This window comes from Mesobacillus sp. MER 48 (assembly GCF_023714225.1).
In the GTDB taxonomy this organism is placed as follows: Bacteria; Bacillota; Bacilli; order Bacillales; family Cytobacillaceae; genus Mesobacillus; species Mesobacillus oceanisediminis_A.
This window is the reverse complement of the sequence record NZ_JAMAUR010000003.1, coordinates 1-14,830: the sequence shown is the minus strand read 5'-3', so window position 1 is coordinate 14,830 and position 14,830 is coordinate 1. Positions and strand designations below refer to the sequence as shown.

The following is a 14,830-nucleotide window of genomic DNA, read 5'->3' as shown; positions in this document are numbered from 1 at the left end:
GAGAAATTGACGATTTACCTGAAAAAGGGTACGATTAAAAATTAGTAGAGAGGTGAAACAAATGATTAAGCCGATCATTGAATTTTGTATCAGCAATCTTGCGAGCGGTTCTCAGGCAGCAAGGGCAGAGCTTGAACGGGACCCTGATCTTGACGTCATTGAATATGGGTGCCTTGGTTACTGTGGAAAATGCGCCATGTCCATGTTTGCGCTTGTAAACGGTGATCCGGTAGTCGGTGACACCCCAGAAGAGCTGGTTGAAAATGTTTATAAATATCTGGATGAAAATCCTATGTTTTAATATAGAAAAAAAGCTGGCATGGAAATCGTTCCATTCGCCAGCTTTTTTCATGATTTAGAGAAATTCAGTTTCTGCACTTGTTTCCATGAAATAGATAGTTTAGTTTCCGGAAACGGCTTGTCTTTCCCGCATCTCCTGCCAGCGGTCCTTGGCGAGCTGGATGATTTGCGGTTCGACAGACTGTCTCTGTTTTTCTATTACCTTCGAGAAAAAACGGACAGCGTCCTGCGTTTGGCCGATTCTTCTTGAGAGCTCGCCAATCAGGTACATGAGGCGCAGTTCTGAGACCTGGGTGCCTTTATAATCACCAGTGCTATACGACTCGGTATATTCCTTAAGGGCCAGTTTTAAAAAACGGTTTTCCTGTTCATGGTTTTCAGTGGAGCGATACAGCCAGGCAAGCCTTATATAGAGACCGGCCGCAACAATATGTTTCTCTTTCTTCAGTGTCGAACTATAGGCTGCCAGCTTGAAAGTATTCATTGCCTCCTGGATTGTCCGCTCATCGCCGTAGTTATGAGGAGCCCACTGATTGCAGATTTTATCCTGGATGACCTGCTTGGCGCCTGGCGGAAAATAAGTGCTGAACTCATCGGTAAAAGAATAGCCGCAGTCAGGGCAGACATTGGTATAGTAAAGATTGGGATTTTCAAAACCGTCGGCATACTGAGGGGCAAAGTCAGAATCAAAGCTGAGGACTTTCACAAAACGGGAGCGAACCTTCTTGGTCGTAAAAGAATGCTCGCACATGGCACATGTGTATTTTTTATCAAAAAGAGGTACTAGTTGAGACATCTTTGTCACCTGCCGAATATCCTATGATTTTTGTGAATCTGTTTAGGTCTATTATACCAAGTTATTTGGCTGTTGGAGGAAAAAATTGAAGAATATTCTTTTTCAGCCTGATTGGTTGAGGATTGGAAAAATGCTGTATATACTATAAGAAAGGGAACAAGGAGGTTTTAATAAAATGGAAAATATCGTAATTATTACTGAAGAAGCTGCATTGCAGATTAAAGATATGATGAAGCAAAATGAAACGGAAGACGCTTTCCTGCGTGTTTCTGTAAAAGGCGGCGGCTGCAGCGGCCTGTCTTACGGAATGGGTTTCGCGCATGAAGTCGAAGAGGGTGACAGCCAGCTCGAGCAGCACGGCATCAAGATCCTTGTCGATAAGGAAAGCGCTCCAGTGCTGAATGGCACAACAATCAGCTATAAGCAGTCTTTAATGGGCGGCGGCTTCACAATCGACAACCCGAACGCGATCGCATCATGCGGCTGTGGTTCCAGTTTTAAGACAGCGACACGTGAAGGAACACCTGAAGAATGCTAAATAAAAGCAAGGTCCATACGCGGACCTTGCTTTTGTCTTTTAATTAAACATCGATGAACTATGCAGCGGCTGTGTCTTCGCTTTTGGATCCATATAGGATTTCGCGTTGTTGACAGCTGTAGGTGCTTCACCGAATCCGGTTGCGATCAATTTGACTTTTCCTTCGTATGTGCAAATATCGCCTGCAGCGTAAACGCCAGGGATATTCGTCTCCATTTTGGAGTTGACGACGATGGCGTTCTTTTCGATTTCAAGGCCCCATTCCTTGATTGGTCCCAGAGATGAAACGAAACCGAAGTTGCAGATGACCGCGTCAACGTCCACAGCGACTGTTTCTTCGCTGTTTGCGTCCTTTAGTACTAGCTGGCTGATCTTTTCTCCATCACCGATCAGTTCTGCTGGAACGTAAGGTGTTTTGATATCAACCTTTGAATTTTGCAGGTTTTCAACACTGTGCTCGTGGGCGCGGAACTTATCGCGTCTGTGAACGATGGTTACCTGCTCAGCAATTGGTTCAAGCATCAATGCCCAGTCAACAGCAGAGTCCCCGCCGCCCAGTACAGCGACCTTTTGTCCAGCGAACTGGTTCAAGTCGTCGATGAAATAGTGCAGGTTCTTGCCTTCGTATTGTGCAGCGCTTTCAAGTTCAAGTCTGCGTGGCTGGAACGCACCGTTTCCGGCAGTGATGATGACTGTTTTTGTATAATGAACTTCTTTATCAGTAGTCAGCTTGATATTTCCGTCTTCCAGCTTCTCCAGCTTTTCAACAGACTGTTCAAGAGCAGTCGCAGGCTCGAATTTCGCCATTTGCTCCTTCAGGTTGTTGATCAGCTCCTGGGCACGGACTTTTGGAAAGCCGGCAACATCATATATGTACTTTTCTGGATAAAGTGCAGATAATTGCCCGCCTAACTGTGGCAAACTTTCAATGATCTTAACAGATGCTTGTCTCATTCCGCCGTAGAAAGCAGTGAACAGACCAGCAGGCCCCCCGCCGATAATCGTGATGTCATAAACTTTTTGATCTTCTTTCACTCCATATCCCCCTCACTATGTAGTAAAATTGCTCCAATTGTTATAATACCATAAATTGAAAAAATAAACTCCTAATCATAATAGAAGAAAGCTTGTGGAACAATATATTTCATAGAAAATTCTCTTTACAAAACGGGTAAATAGTGAAATTATCCTATTTTCTGAATATTTCCAAGTTAAATGAATCGCTTGAAAATGCTGCGTAAAAAGAATAAGATGGATTGTAGGTAAGAATGTTAAGATTTTGTGACATTTTCAGGACATTTTTTTGAACATTTTAGTGAATAATATCACAAACTTATCCGGGAAATGATGGCAGCAAAGAGAGAGAAGCCAGTCGACCAAAAATATTTTAAAAAGGTGGAAGTGATCACTTTGAGAAAGCCAAAGATCGTAATCTTAGGAGCAGGATACGGGGGATTAATGACAGCTACCCGTTTACAAAAAGCTGTTGGAGTAAACGAGGCTGATATTGTCCTTGTCAATAAAAATGATTACCACTATGAAACTACATGGCTGCATGAAGCATCTGCAGGAACTTTGCATCATGACAGAGTCCGCTATGATGTTCGTGATGTAATCGATCGCCATAAGGTTGAATTCGTCCAGGGATCTGTTGAAGAGATCAAGATGGATGAGAAGCGTGTAATCCTTGAGAACGGTGACATCGTCTATGACTATCTGGTCATCGCCCTGGGTGCTGAACCTGAAACTTTTGGTATTAAAGGCTTGAAAGAGTATGCTTTCTCTATCGTCAATGTCAACTCAGCAAGACAAATCCGTGAGCATATCGAATATCAATTCGCAACATATAATACTGAAGCCGAGAGGAAAGATGAGCGCCTGACAATTGTTGTCGGCGGTGCAGGCTTCACAGGAATCGAGTTCCTTGGTGAACTGACAAACCGGGTTCCTGAACTTTGCCGTGAATATGATGTGGATTACCATAAAGTAAAAATCGTATGTGTTGAAGCAGCGCCAATGGTTCTGCCTGGTTTCGACCCTGAACTTGTCAAATATGCGGTTGCTACGCTCGAGAAAAAAGGCGTGGAATTCCGCATCGGCACAGCAATCAAGGAAGCTACTCAAGAAGGAATCATCGTCGCAAAAGGTGAGGAAGAAGTCGAAGAAATCAAAGCTGGAACAGTGGTCTGGGCAGCTGGTGTACGCGGCAGCTCCGTCATCGAAAGATCGGGTATCGAAGCAATGCGCGGCCGCGTGAAAGTCCAGCCGGACCTTCGCCTGCCAGGATCAGATGATGTATTCATCGTTGGTGACTGCTCTTTGATCATCAATGAAGAAATCAATCGTCCATATCCTCCGACTGCACAAATTGCGATGCAGCAAGGTGAAGTATGCGCTAGGAATCTTGCAGCACTTGTCCGTGGCAAAACCGAGCTTGAAGCCTTCACTCCAGATATCAAAGGAACAGTATGTTCACTTGGTGAAGATGACGCAATCGGCGTAGCATTCGGCAAGAAAATGGTCGGCACGAAAGCTTCCTTCATGAAAAAGATGATCGACAACCGTGCGCTTTATATGATTGGCGGACCTTCAATGGTTCTTAAAAAAGGCAAATTCAACATTCTTTAATAGATGTACTGAAACAGGCTCTTTGCGGGGCCTGTTTTTATTTTGTCCATGGCTTAAATGGTAAGCCGCGCTGATCTGGTTGGAAGGAATAATAAGTTACTGGCACAGCAGGAATGTATGACTAAGCCTGCTTCGATCGTGTACAATATTCGTAAAATGAGTTATTGGATGGGGATGAAATGGGGAAACGGGAAAATGTCTGGCTGGGAGTTGCCGGAGTTGTCATGGATGAGGATGGCCGCTGGCTTGTTGTCAAAAAGCGCTACGGCGGCCTGGAAGGAAGCTGGTCCCTTCCGGCAGGCTTCGTTGAGGAAGGGGAGACCGCTGACCAGGCTGTTCTCAGGGAAGTGAGGGAAGAAACAGGAATAGAGTGCACTGTCATTGGTCTTCTAGGGGTGCGAACCGGCGTAATCAGGGAGTCGATCAGCGATAATATGCTCGTTTTTTTATTAAAACCATTGCCGGACCAGGAAGTAATGGCACAAGAAACGGAATTATATGAAGCAGGATTTTTGTCAACTGATCATTTAAAATCAGACCCTGATACCTCAATGCTGCTGCATTACCTTTTGAGTAAACCCATAGCTAATGTGATCAGCGGCAAACAGGGAATGGACCCGGGAAAGCAGTTTCATTATAGCGCATATCAATTATTTTTATAATTTTCTGAAATTTAAAGAAAGTGACAGATATTTAAAGAAAAAATAGGATGTATCCGTTTTCAAAGGGGGTTTTCGGTCAAATTCGGACCTTTTCAAGAATGGGGAATCTCTGATATATTATCAGAAAATTCTATAATATAAAGGAGAGATTCATTTATGAAAATGCAGGCACATGATTCAAAGGAATGTCCTTATTGCTCAGGTAAAGGCTACTTCCAACTACTTCTTGGCGGATCAGAAACATGCACTTGCTGCAGCGGCTCAGGAAAATCAAAAAATTAAGGCAAAGCATCTTTGACCTTCGCAATTTGCGGGGTTTTTCTTTTTGCCTCGAATTTGGAGATACTGCACCATTTCATTGACTCGAAAACGGACTAACAGTAAACTAGAAATGATGTTTAATGGGGGGATATAGACATGATGACGGTTGTCACACTGATCATTTCAATGTTATTGTTTTTTGTCCTGTTTTTCGGGATTGGATTTTTATTGAATATGCTGCTGAGGATGTCCTGGGTAATGGCGATCGTTTATCCATTGATTGCGATATTCATTATTGATAAATATCGGTTGATCGATTACTTCCGCAACAGCGGGGAAGCTTTCCGTGATCTTGGACAGCGGATTTCGCAGCTGGCTGTCGCAGATATACTGATTCTGAGCAGCGGGCTTGCAGGTGCAATACTTGCAGGTGTTGTAATCAAACTTTTACGAAAAAAAGGATATCAAATGTTTTAAGAATGCGACCTTCAATTTTTTGAGGGTTTTTTTTATGCATAAAAATAGGGATTGGTCAGAGACTAATACTAATTTAGTAAAGTCAAGATATTAATCCAATGATTAAAAATTTACTTTTAATGGAAGTGTAAATAGGTCTTTTGGTCCCTTTTTTGCTCCTTTTGGAATATTTCTTGTTTCGTTGGGAAATTAATAGATTTGGGAGGAGTGAAAAATTATATGAATATTTTAAAAATGTGGGCAAAACGCTCAACTATGGCAGTTTTATTTTTTGCTGCTATAACTTCAACTTTCCACTCGATTTCAGGAGTGGAAGCTTCCACTGTTTCTACATACGTTTTTGACAGTGCTGGCGCACAACAAGAGGAAAATTCAAGTTTTGATCATAAAAAAAAGTCAATGGGGCTTGCCCTTAAGTTTTTGAAAAAAGTTTCGGACTTCACGACGAAGATCTCTTCTAGTGAAAAAGTAGCCGGCGCACCGCCAACGCTTGAGGAATCAATGAACTGGTCGCAATACCCGACAAAGCAGATCATTGCAACGGGCTATACGGCAGGAATTGAATCCACTGGTAAAAATCCTGGCCACCCAGGCTATGGAATTACTTATTCAGGTGTGAAGGTCAAACGCGACCTCTACTCGACCGTAGCCGCTGACTTAAATGTATTCCCGATCGGGACCATCCTTTTCATCCCTGGATATGGATTTGGGGTTGTCGCCGATAAAGGCGGGGCAATCAAGGGAAATAAAGTGGATTTATATTATGATACTGTTAAGGATGTATACGAACAATGGGGCAAGAAGACGCTGGACGCATACATAATTGAAATGGGTAACGGCAAGCTTACAGAAGCTGATTTGAAAGCACTCAACGAAAATGAATCCATGCAGGTTTTCCGCCAGCAGTATATTAGCGGAAAGAAATCTTAAAAGGTTAGGCACTTTCCCAGGCGGAAAGTGCCTTTTTATTTGTGGATGAGATGGTGCAATTTTTCCAGACCATCAAGAAGTCTGGGGGACGGCCGGCAATACAGTTCTTCCTCTAGAATGAAAAGACGGTCTTCCTTGACGGCGTCGAGTTCTTTCCAGCCGGGCCTGTTTGTAATCAATTCTTTTTTCACCTTTTGTTTCCTGACACCGACCCAGGCAATGCACAGATAATCCGGATTCCGGGATTTTACATCATCCCAGTCAGTCTGTACGCTGGCAAGTTCAACATCATTAAAAATATTTTCAGCACCGGCAGCTTCTGATATTTCTGTCAGCCAATTGATCCTGCCGGGAGTGAATACAGGTTTTGGCCACCACTCCCAGTAGAGCTTCGGTTTCCATTTAACTGCTTCCCCTTTTTGCCTGATGTTCTCGAGTCTGTTTCTGAACTTTTCTGCAGCATCCTGCCCGCGCTCTGGCATGTTCAATGCTTCGGCCGTGACCAATAAATCTTTCTCTATATCCTGAAGCGATTGCGGATTCAGAATGATGTGGGGAATATTGCGTTCCTTCAGGCCTTCGATATTCTTTTCCATACCAGGCACGCTTAAAGATGCAAGCACGAGGTCTGGCTTCAATTCTTCAACAAGATCAAGATCGATCGAAAGGTCCGGGCCAAGCTTAGGCAGCGATTTTACCGCTTCGGGCCAATCGGAGAAATCATCCACACCGACGAGAAGATGAGTCAGCCCGAGAAATTCCATGATTTCGGTATTGCTGGGACATAATGACACTACTTTCATACAAATCCACCTGCCTTATAAAAGATAATGCAGCAGCAAAGTCAGCACAATGCCAGTCAATCCGCCGAAAAAAACTTCGATGGGCTTGTGTCCCAGCAGCTCTTTCAGCTCTTTTTGCTTTTCCTGCTCGGGTTTCTTTTGCCACCCCTTTGCTTCCTGGGCGAAGCGGCCAAAATCAGCCACTAGCTGGTTCAGGACAATGGCCTGCTCTCCAGCCTGCCTGCGGACACCCGAGGCATCGAACATCGTGATAATCGCAAAGACAGCCGAAACAGCAAATACAGCTGAATCGAGTCCTGCTTGAAGAGCCACCCCTGTCGACAATGCTGTCACAGCAGCGGAGTGTGAGCTCGGCATACCGCCCGTACTCGTCAGCAGCGACCAGTCAATCCTCCTCGTCGCAATATATTGAATCGGGACCTTCACGAACTGCGCGAAAAAAATCGCCGCCAGCGAGGCCCACAATGGGAAATTCGTTAATAATTCCATGGCTGTTCCCCCTCTATATATAAAAGTACCTTTTTCAGTAATACCCTAAGTTCAATGATAACATTACAGCCAGCGGCCGATGTTTGATAAAATAGTTCTAACGTTCAGGATGAATGGAGGTGAGGGATTTGACAGGCTACCCTGAAGAGTACTATGAGTTCTTTATTAAATTCAACGAAGGGGACTATTATACCTGCCATGACTTGCTTGAAGATATGTGGATGACGGATAAAGGCAATCTTTTTTTAAAAGGGCTGCTGCAAATGAGTGTTGCGATCTATCATTACAGCTACGGAAATGTGAAGGGAGCGCGGCTCATGATGCAGGCAGCGCATGATTACCTTCAAACCTACCGTCCAATCCACTGGGGACTTGATCTGGAAAAAATATATCCCTTCATCGAAAAGTGCCTAGAAACATTCCCAGACGGACTTGACCGTGTTCCCTATGAAGAAGTCGGGGCACTGCCAGAGCTGCCGGTTTTATATTTATATCTGGAAGACTAGGAGCTAAAGTGAAAATAAACTGCGGAAGTCGAAATATTTCAGCTGTTTCGATATAATGAAAGTATAAATTTGGAGGGGTGAAGGATTTGTTTACTGTTAGCAATCAATTTAATTTGACCAACAGCCATGACTGTCTTGTGATTGGCCTGTTCAATAAGCCATCAGGACTTGAAGGCGTGGTTGGGGAAGCAGACAAGCTTTTTGACGGACAATTGACTGAACTGATCAAAAGCGGGGATATTTCAACAAGGAAAAAAGAGGTTTCCAAAATACATACTTTCGGTAAAATTGGCGCGAAGAAGATTTATTTTGTCGGGCTTGGACATGAGAAAGAATATAAATTCGAGACTTTGAGGGACGCATTTGGCCGTCTGTTCAAGACAGCAAAGAAGGAGAAATGGACGGAAGCAGCAGTGCTTTTGGATACTTTTACAAGCGACAGCGTCGAGCTGAACGATGCAGCACACGCACTTGGAGAAGCTTTCCCGATGGCTACATATGAATTCGCAGGCTACAAGCAAAAATCGAACGAGCCAGAAAAGCGCATTGAGAGCCTTACTGTTTACAATGCCGATGAAGAAGGCGATGTGGAAGCAGCTCTAGAGGTTGGCTATGTTTTCGGCAAAGGCACGAATTCAGCACGAACGCTCGTCAATACACCGGGCAATCTGTTGACTGCGACAGATATGGCGGAATATGCGCTGAAGCTCGCAGAAAAATATGAGTTTGAAGCAGAAATTTTAGAAAAAGAAGAAATGGAAAAGCTCGGCATGGGTGCGTTGCTGGCCGTCAATCAGGGTTCAGCTGAGCCGCCGAAAATGATTGTCCTGAAATATCAGGGCAAGGAAGAATGGAATAATGTCATCGGGCTGGTCGGCAAGGGCATCACATTTGACACAGGCGGCTACTCGATTAAAACGAAGGCCGGCATCGTCGGAATGAAGTCAGATATGGGCGGTGCAGCGGCCGTGCTTGGCGCGATGGAGATCATCGGTGAACTGAAACCCGAGCGCAATGTCGTTGCCGTCATTCCGTCTACTGACAACATGATCAGCGGCACTGCATTCAAGCCGGATGACGTCATCACATCCATGAGCGGAAAAACAATTGAAGTGCTGAATACCGATGCAGAAGGACGCCTTGTGCTTGCGGATGCCATGACATACGCTAAGCATCACGGCGCAGATTACCTGGTTGATATTGCAACTCTGACAGGCGGCGTGATTACTGCTTTAGGACTGCATACATCAGGAGCTTTGACGAATAACGAGGAATTCTTTGAACAAGTGCTTGAGGCTTCCTATGAGTCAGGAGAGCCAATCTGGCGCCTGCCATTGTTCGAGCGCGATATTGAGCGCGTGAGGGGCAGCAAGATCGCCGACCTGAACAATTCGCCAGGGGCCGAAGGACATGCAATCATGGGCGGAGCCTTTGTCGGTGAGTTTGCAGAAGGCACTCCATGGGTTCACCTTGATATCGCTGGAACAGCTACCACCAGCAAAGAGCATGACCTGGGACCAGCAGGCGCAACTGGCGTCATGGCCAGAACACTCGCATTGCTGGTTGAACGATTCGAGACAGAAGAAGATGAAAAATAAATAGAATGGAGAACCCTGAAGTTCACATGAGACTTTGGGGTTTTTTTGTGAGCAGACAGAGGCATAACTACCACATCTGTACTTTCCCCCATTTTTAACATAAATTTCAATGGCAATCAAAACACTAAATCAAGCAAACCCATTGACATAAAAAACAATTCTATGATAATTTAATACTTGTCATTTTAATTCTCTACCAATTTACCAAACTAAAGTATTTGATCACCGAGAGGAGCACGTATAATGAATGCAGTTGTTATTGCCGTACTGGCGATGCTGATCCTGAGTCTGCTTCGTGTCAATGTTGTATTGGCATTGATTGCCGGAGCGCTGATCGGGGGGTTGACTGGCGGCTTGAGCATAGAAAAGACAATTGAAGTTTTTTCAGGAGGACTTGGCGGAAGTGCCGAGGTTGCGCTGAGCTATGCATTGCTTGGCGGGTTCGCAGTGGCTATTTCCAAAACAGGATTGCCAAACCTGATCGTTGACTGGATGATCAGCATGATTGGCAAAAAAGGCGAGTCAAAAGCAAAGACTTATTCAAAAGCGATTATCGTGATTTTAATTTTAATGATGTCGATTTTCTCGCAAAACCTGATTCCGATTCACATTGCGTTCATTCCGATCTTGATTCCGCCATTGTTGATTGTCTTCAATGAACTGAAGATTGATAGACGTTTGATAGCATCTGTTTTGACATTCGGACTGACGGCGCCATATATCTTGCTGCCGGTAGGATTCGGAGGGATCTTCCACGATATCCTGGCCACGAATATGGCTGAAGGCGGGATGAACATCGATAAGGGTGACATCCCGACAGCGATGCTGCTTCCTACTGCAGGCCTGGTAGTCGGTTTGCTGATTGCCATTTTCGTATCCTACCGCAAACCTAGAAATTATCAAGATCACCAAGTGGTCGAAATGGAAAGAAATGAGTACTCAAAAACTGGCATCATTTTCTCTTTCGTTGCGATTATCGCAGCCCTTGCAGCACAGCTGTTCTTCGATTCGATGATCATGGGCGCGCTTGCGGGAATCATCGTCGTTTATGCAAGCGGAGCGATTAAGTGGCGTGAAGCCGACAATCTTTTAACAGAAGGTATGAAAATGATGGCGTTTATCGGATTCGTCATGCTGGCAGCATTCGGATTCGCTGAGGTCCTGAAAGAAACAGGGGATGTGGAGTCCCTTGTTACGCAGGCTGCTGATGCAATCGGCAATAATAAAGCCATGGGCGCTTTGTTGATGCTTGTTGTCGGATTGCTCGTCACAATGGGAATCGGTTCTTCGTTCTCGACGATTCCAATCATTGCAACGATTTTCGTGCCGCTAAGTCTTCAATTGGGCTTCAGCCCGATGGCTACGATTGCGATTGTGGGAACAGCTGCCGCACTTGGTGATGCCGGTTCTCCTGCATCCGACAGTACGCTTGGGCCGACAGCGGGTTTGAATGCGGACGCTCAGCACAATCACATCTGGGATACAGTAGTACCGACTTTCGTGCACTACAATATTCCTTTGATCATTTTCGGCTGGATTGCCGCAATGATTTTATAATTTTAAAAAAGAGCCGTCCTCCTTTTTTACAGGGAGGACGGCTTTGTTTATTTTAAAATGAAAATTCGGTAGGATAATAAAAAGAGGTGATTAACATGTACTTTGGGAAAACACGGAAAAAGGGTCCTTCGGGCAGAGTCCCGCCGAACCAGAATGTTACGACTTCGTTCCCTGTCCTGCATTATGGCAATGTCCCTTTTTATAAAAGTTTAGATGATTGGACCCTGAAGATTTTTGGACTAGTCGAAAAAGAAGTGATTTTACCATATAAAGAATTGATGGATTTGCCGCAAATATCCTCCGGCAATGACATACACTGTGTGACTGGATGGTCCAAGCTTGATAATGTTTGGGAAGGAGTTTCCACGCTGGAGCTGGCGAGGATGGCCAAACCGAAGGAAGCAGCTAAATATGTCATCCTCCATGCTGAAGAAAATTGGACGACCAACCTTCCTGTTGAGGATTTCCTCAGGGATACGAGCCTGCTTGCCCATTCCCATAATGGAGAACCATTGACTCCTGAGCATGGCTATCCATTGCGGGCGGTCATTCCACACCTCTACTTCTGGAAAAGTGCAAAGTGGATCAGGGGCATAGAATTCACCTCTGAAAACCGGCCTGGTTTCTGGGAGGAAAATGGCTATCACATGTATGGAGACCCGTGGAAAGAGCAGCGGATGACCTGGGACTAGGCATTTTTTTCAGTACAATGGACAAACGCCTATCCAACTGTCCCTCTGTATGCATATGAAGTACTATAGGCATAGAAAAAGAGGGAGGCAGCTTTATGAATAGAAGAAGACCATTTTATGGCGGCCGGCGTCCATTTGGTTTTGGATTTGGAGGTCCGTTTATTGGCGGAGTGCTGGGAGGCCTTTTAGGCAGCACGTTATTGTACCCCGGCGGCTATGGCTACGGTTATGGGGGATTCCCGCCTTATGGCTATGGTTATGGATACCCTTATTATTAATAATAAAAGCCGCTGTTCCCATGCAGCGGCCTTTTCCAATTAGTGCCACCTAAGCTGTGTGATAATATGGCAGCATTCTTTTTCCCCTGTATAATCCGTGAAATTCATGGTGATTCCATCCGGGTCATAATCTATTTTTGGCATTCTTTTAATTCCTGTTGCTCTAATCATTCGCTCCACTTCTTTTGAATTTGATTGCTGCGCAGCAGACATTAAATCCTTGGAAAAAGAGGACGAAGACGTGATTTTGCTCATTACGATGTTTGCATCTTTCATCAGGGCAATTGATTTTAACGCAGATGTTTTGAACAGGGTTGCGCTCACTTCAGGAAATGGACGAGTATCGGGATGCTGATTTTCATAAAAAAATAAACAATGCATAGGTACCCTCCCTCCAGCCGGGTAATTTCATAATATGATTCAATGTATGAAAGCTGACTCTCAAGTATGAAGGAGGGAAAAGCTCAAAAATACTTAAATGCTGGAAAAAAAGGGTATACCAACGTAAAAGGAGAATTCTTATACATAATAACTTCCCGGTTGAAATAGAATCGGACCAAGGTAGCATGAAAGGGGGGACCTCATGGATTTGGATCTGGTCGTCAATATAATTGACGAAAACGGCTATTTAGGGTTGTTTTTATGGTTGTGGTTTGGGGTGTTCATCCTTCCAGTACCAAACGAGGTCATATTGATGACTGTCGGCATGGCTTCGTCCCAGGGGGCTTTAACCCCAATGCTTGCCTTTGGTGTTACATATCTGGGGATCTCTGCAGCTTTCACTTCCAGCTATTTTTTTGGAAGGGTGATAGGAAGAAGATTATTACAGATAATGAGAAGAAAAAAGCGGTTTGCAAATTCAATTGAATCCGCTATGGGGTTAATGCAGAAATACCATGCATTTTCCTTATCATTAAGCTGTTTTGTTCCTGGTGCCCGTTATTTGGTGCCAACTCTTTATGGTATCAGCAGGCTTTCGTTCAAAACGTTTGCCATCTTCGCATATAGCGGTGCTTTTATATGGGTATTGATTGCTTTTGTGTTAGGCTATCTATTTGGCGATAAAATGGATCTGATCATGAGGTATAGCGATGAGCTGTGGCTTGTGGTTCTTGCTGGTGTGATTGTCTTTATTACTATCATGGCAAGGCGGAGAAAAGTTAAGGAAACAGCTACTGAAATGGATCAAGCCATATATCAGGAAAGGCAGCATAAATAGCCGCCTTCACCTGGAACTTGTCCTTATTTGCTAAAAATCGTTCCTGTGCTCAACCAAATCAATGGCCCCCAGAACAATATGAGCCAATCCGAAACCGAATACCGTGTTGGAAACCATTTTGTCGATCTTGCGATTTTGTTTCATCGCATAACCTGCAGCCGTGACAGCTGTACCTAAAACTGTCGGGATCATGCCTTCGCGAATTCGGTTCAAATGAATCACCCCATGATTTTGTTGGTCCTTAGTGGTAAGGACAATATTAGTTTTTCCCGCAAGCACCTGTGAATTGTTTGCCAAATATAAGGAGGCTAAAGAATATGGATTTGAACAACACATTGCTGGGCTCACTTGGAATTGAAGTAACAGAACTGCAAAAAGGAAAAGTGGTCGCCACGATGCCGGTCGATGAAAGAACAAGGCAGCCATTTGGCCTGCTGCATGGCGGAGCATCTGTTGCCCTTGCAGAAACTGTCGCCAGCGTAGGCGCTTTCGAGTTGGTCGACAAAGAGAACGAAGTCGTGGTCGGCCTTGAAATCAACGCCAACCACATCAGGGCAAAAAGAGACGGAGTGGTCACAGCCCTCGGCACCGTTCTCCATCAGGGAAAAACGACGATGGTCTGGGATATAAAAATAACAGACGAAGACGACAATCTTGTCTGCATATCCAGATGCACCATCGCTGTGATCAAACGCAAAAAATAAACCAGCCGATTTGGCTGGTGTTTTTTTATGGTTCGGACATGGTTTGAGGGAAAAATGGTGAAGCTTTCCGAAGTAGCCCTAAGTTCGGGCAGGTTATGGGGAAAAACTGAAAAAGCTGTCCGAAGCAGCCCCAAGTTCGGACATGTTATGGGGAAAAACTGGAAAAGTTGTCCGAAGTAGCTCGAAGTTCGGACAGGTTAAGGAGGAAACCTGAAAAAGCTGTCCGAAGTAGCCCGAAGTTCGGACAGGTAGGGAGGAAAAACTGTATAAATGTCAATGCAATCATGTACATTTTTGACTGTGTAAGAATGTACATTTTTAATCATTTTCTTTTTCAAAATGATTCTTTATTCTGTATGAATCACCCACTATATTTACTACGGTAGCGTGAT

Annotated in this window: 20 protein-coding genes; 14 read left to right on the top strand and 6 right to left on the bottom strand. The window is 44.5% G+C overall.

Features of this window, described 5'->3' with window-relative positions; genetic code table 11:
- Positions 1-61: 61 nt before the first annotated feature.
- Positions 62-301, top strand: coding sequence for a YuzB family protein (locus M3593_RS11560; RefSeq protein WP_079507135.1), 240 nt, complete (start codon positions 62-64; stop codon positions 299-301).
- A 99-nt stretch (positions 302-400) separates the two neighbouring features.
- On the opposite strand, the gene M3593_RS11555 is transcribed toward M3593_RS11560, so the two are convergent.
- Positions 401-1,096, bottom strand: a complete 696-nt coding sequence (locus tag M3593_RS11555) for a DUF2225 domain-containing protein (protein ID WP_144478548.1) — start codon at positions 1,094-1,096, stop codon at positions 401-403.
- 175 nt (positions 1,097-1,271) lie between these two features.
- Between M3593_RS11555 and M3593_RS11550 the strand changes: the two genes are divergently transcribed.
- Positions 1,272-1,634 (top strand): HesB/IscA family protein, encoded by a 363-nt coding sequence (locus tag M3593_RS11550; protein ID WP_144478549.1) that lies wholly within the window; start codon positions 1,272-1,274, stop codon positions 1,632-1,634.
- A 39-nt stretch (positions 1,635-1,673) separates the two neighbouring features.
- Here M3593_RS11550 and M3593_RS11545 read toward each other — a convergent pair whose 3' ends face one another.
- Positions 1,674-2,669: an NAD(P)/FAD-dependent oxidoreductase gene (locus M3593_RS11545; RefSeq protein ID WP_251542847.1), complete on the bottom strand. Its 996-nt coding sequence runs from the start codon at positions 2,667-2,669 to the stop codon at positions 1,674-1,676.
- 375 nt (positions 2,670-3,044) lie between these two features.
- Between M3593_RS11545 and M3593_RS11540 the strand changes: the two genes are divergently transcribed.
- The 5 genes from M3593_RS11540 (at position 3,045) to M3593_RS11520 (ending at position 6,592) form a co-directional block, all read left to right on the top strand.
- Entirely contained in the window at positions 3,045-4,262 is a 1,218-nt protein-coding gene (locus M3593_RS11540) for an NAD(P)/FAD-dependent oxidoreductase (RefSeq protein ID WP_251542845.1), read from the top strand.
- A gap of 179 nt (positions 4,263-4,441) precedes the next feature.
- On the top strand, positions 4,442-4,924 hold the full coding sequence (locus tag M3593_RS11535) for an NUDIX domain-containing protein (protein ID WP_251542843.1): 483 nt from the start codon (positions 4,442-4,444) through the stop codon (positions 4,922-4,924).
- A gap of 156 nt (positions 4,925-5,080) precedes the next feature.
- Positions 5,081-5,206: a YuiA family protein gene (locus M3593_RS11530; protein WP_186326803.1), complete on the top strand. Its 126-nt coding sequence runs from the start codon at positions 5,081-5,083 to the stop codon at positions 5,204-5,206.
- A 135-nt stretch (positions 5,207-5,341) separates the two neighbouring features.
- Positions 5,342-5,662, top strand: a complete 321-nt coding sequence (locus tag M3593_RS11525; protein WP_144478553.1) for a YuiB family protein — start codon at positions 5,342-5,344, stop codon at positions 5,660-5,662.
- A 219-nt stretch (positions 5,663-5,881) separates the two neighbouring features.
- Entirely contained in the window at positions 5,882-6,592 is a 711-nt protein-coding gene (locus M3593_RS11520) for a 3D domain-containing protein (protein ID WP_285848037.1), read from the top strand.
- Between the two features lie 35 nt (positions 6,593-6,627).
- Here the strand turns inward: M3593_RS11520 and M3593_RS11515 are convergent, their stop codons facing one another.
- Together M3593_RS11515 and M3593_RS11510 are read right to left on the bottom strand one after the other, a co-directional pair.
- Entirely contained in the window at positions 6,628-7,395 is a 768-nt protein-coding gene (locus M3593_RS11515) for a cobalamin-binding protein (protein ID WP_251542841.1), read from the bottom strand.
- Between the two features lie 15 nt (positions 7,396-7,410).
- Complete coding sequence (locus tag M3593_RS11510) at positions 7,411-7,884, bottom strand: divergent PAP2 family protein (RefSeq protein ID WP_144478556.1); 474 nt, start codon at positions 7,882-7,884, stop codon at positions 7,411-7,413.
- A 128-nt stretch (positions 7,885-8,012) separates the two neighbouring features.
- Between M3593_RS11510 and M3593_RS11505 the strand changes: the two genes are divergently transcribed.
- The 5 genes from M3593_RS11505 (at position 8,013) to M3593_RS11485 (ending at position 12,515) form a co-directional block, all read left to right on the top strand.
- A complete protein-coding gene (locus M3593_RS11505) occupies positions 8,013-8,390 on the top strand; it encodes a DUF309 domain-containing protein (RefSeq protein ID WP_251543278.1) in 378 nt (125 codons plus the stop codon).
- An 86-nt stretch (positions 8,391-8,476) separates the two neighbouring features.
- Positions 8,477-9,988, top strand: a complete 1,512-nt coding sequence (locus M3593_RS11500) for a leucyl aminopeptidase (protein WP_283904099.1) — start codon at positions 8,477-8,479, stop codon at positions 9,986-9,988.
- A gap of 243 nt (positions 9,989-10,231) precedes the next feature.
- A complete protein-coding gene (locus M3593_RS11495; protein WP_144478558.1) occupies positions 10,232-11,545 on the top strand; it encodes a Na+/H+ antiporter family protein in 1,314 nt (437 codons plus the stop codon).
- 95 nt (positions 11,546-11,640) lie between these two features.
- On the top strand, positions 11,641-12,237 hold the full coding sequence (locus M3593_RS11490; RefSeq protein WP_251542839.1) for a sulfite oxidase-like oxidoreductase: 597 nt from the start codon (positions 11,641-11,643) through the stop codon (positions 12,235-12,237).
- Positions 12,238-12,332: 95 nt separating this feature from the next.
- Positions 12,333-12,515, top strand: coding sequence for a hypothetical protein (locus M3593_RS11485; protein WP_251542838.1), 183 nt, complete (start codon positions 12,333-12,335; stop codon positions 12,513-12,515).
- 39 nt (positions 12,516-12,554) lie between these two features.
- Here the strand turns inward: M3593_RS11485 and M3593_RS11480 are convergent, their stop codons facing one another.
- The gene (locus M3593_RS11480) at positions 12,555-12,896 is read right to left on the bottom strand and encodes a YuzC family spore coat inner layer protein (RefSeq protein WP_251542836.1); all 342 of its coding nucleotides are present in this window, start codon (positions 12,894-12,896) and stop codon (positions 12,555-12,557) included.
- Positions 12,897-13,098: 202 nt separating this feature from the next.
- Between M3593_RS11480 and M3593_RS11475 the strand changes: the two genes are divergently transcribed.
- Positions 13,099-13,734 carry a DedA family protein gene (locus M3593_RS11475; protein ID WP_251542834.1) on the top strand — a complete coding sequence of 212 codons (636 nt, stop codon included), beginning with the start codon at positions 13,099-13,101 and terminating at the stop codon, positions 13,732-13,734.
- A 30-nt stretch (positions 13,735-13,764) separates the two neighbouring features.
- On the opposite strand, the gene M3593_RS11470 is transcribed toward M3593_RS11475, so the two are convergent.
- Positions 13,765-13,926: an asparagine synthase gene (locus M3593_RS11470; protein WP_144479017.1), complete on the bottom strand. Its 162-nt coding sequence runs from the start codon at positions 13,924-13,926 to the stop codon at positions 13,765-13,767.
- A gap of 125 nt (positions 13,927-14,051) precedes the next feature.
- On the opposite strand from M3593_RS11470, the gene M3593_RS11465 reads away from it, so the two are divergent.
- On the top strand, positions 14,052-14,438 hold the full coding sequence (locus M3593_RS11465; RefSeq protein ID WP_251542832.1) for a PaaI family thioesterase: 387 nt from the start codon (positions 14,052-14,054) through the stop codon (positions 14,436-14,438).
- The last annotated feature ends 392 nt before the right edge of the window (positions 14,439-14,830 follow it).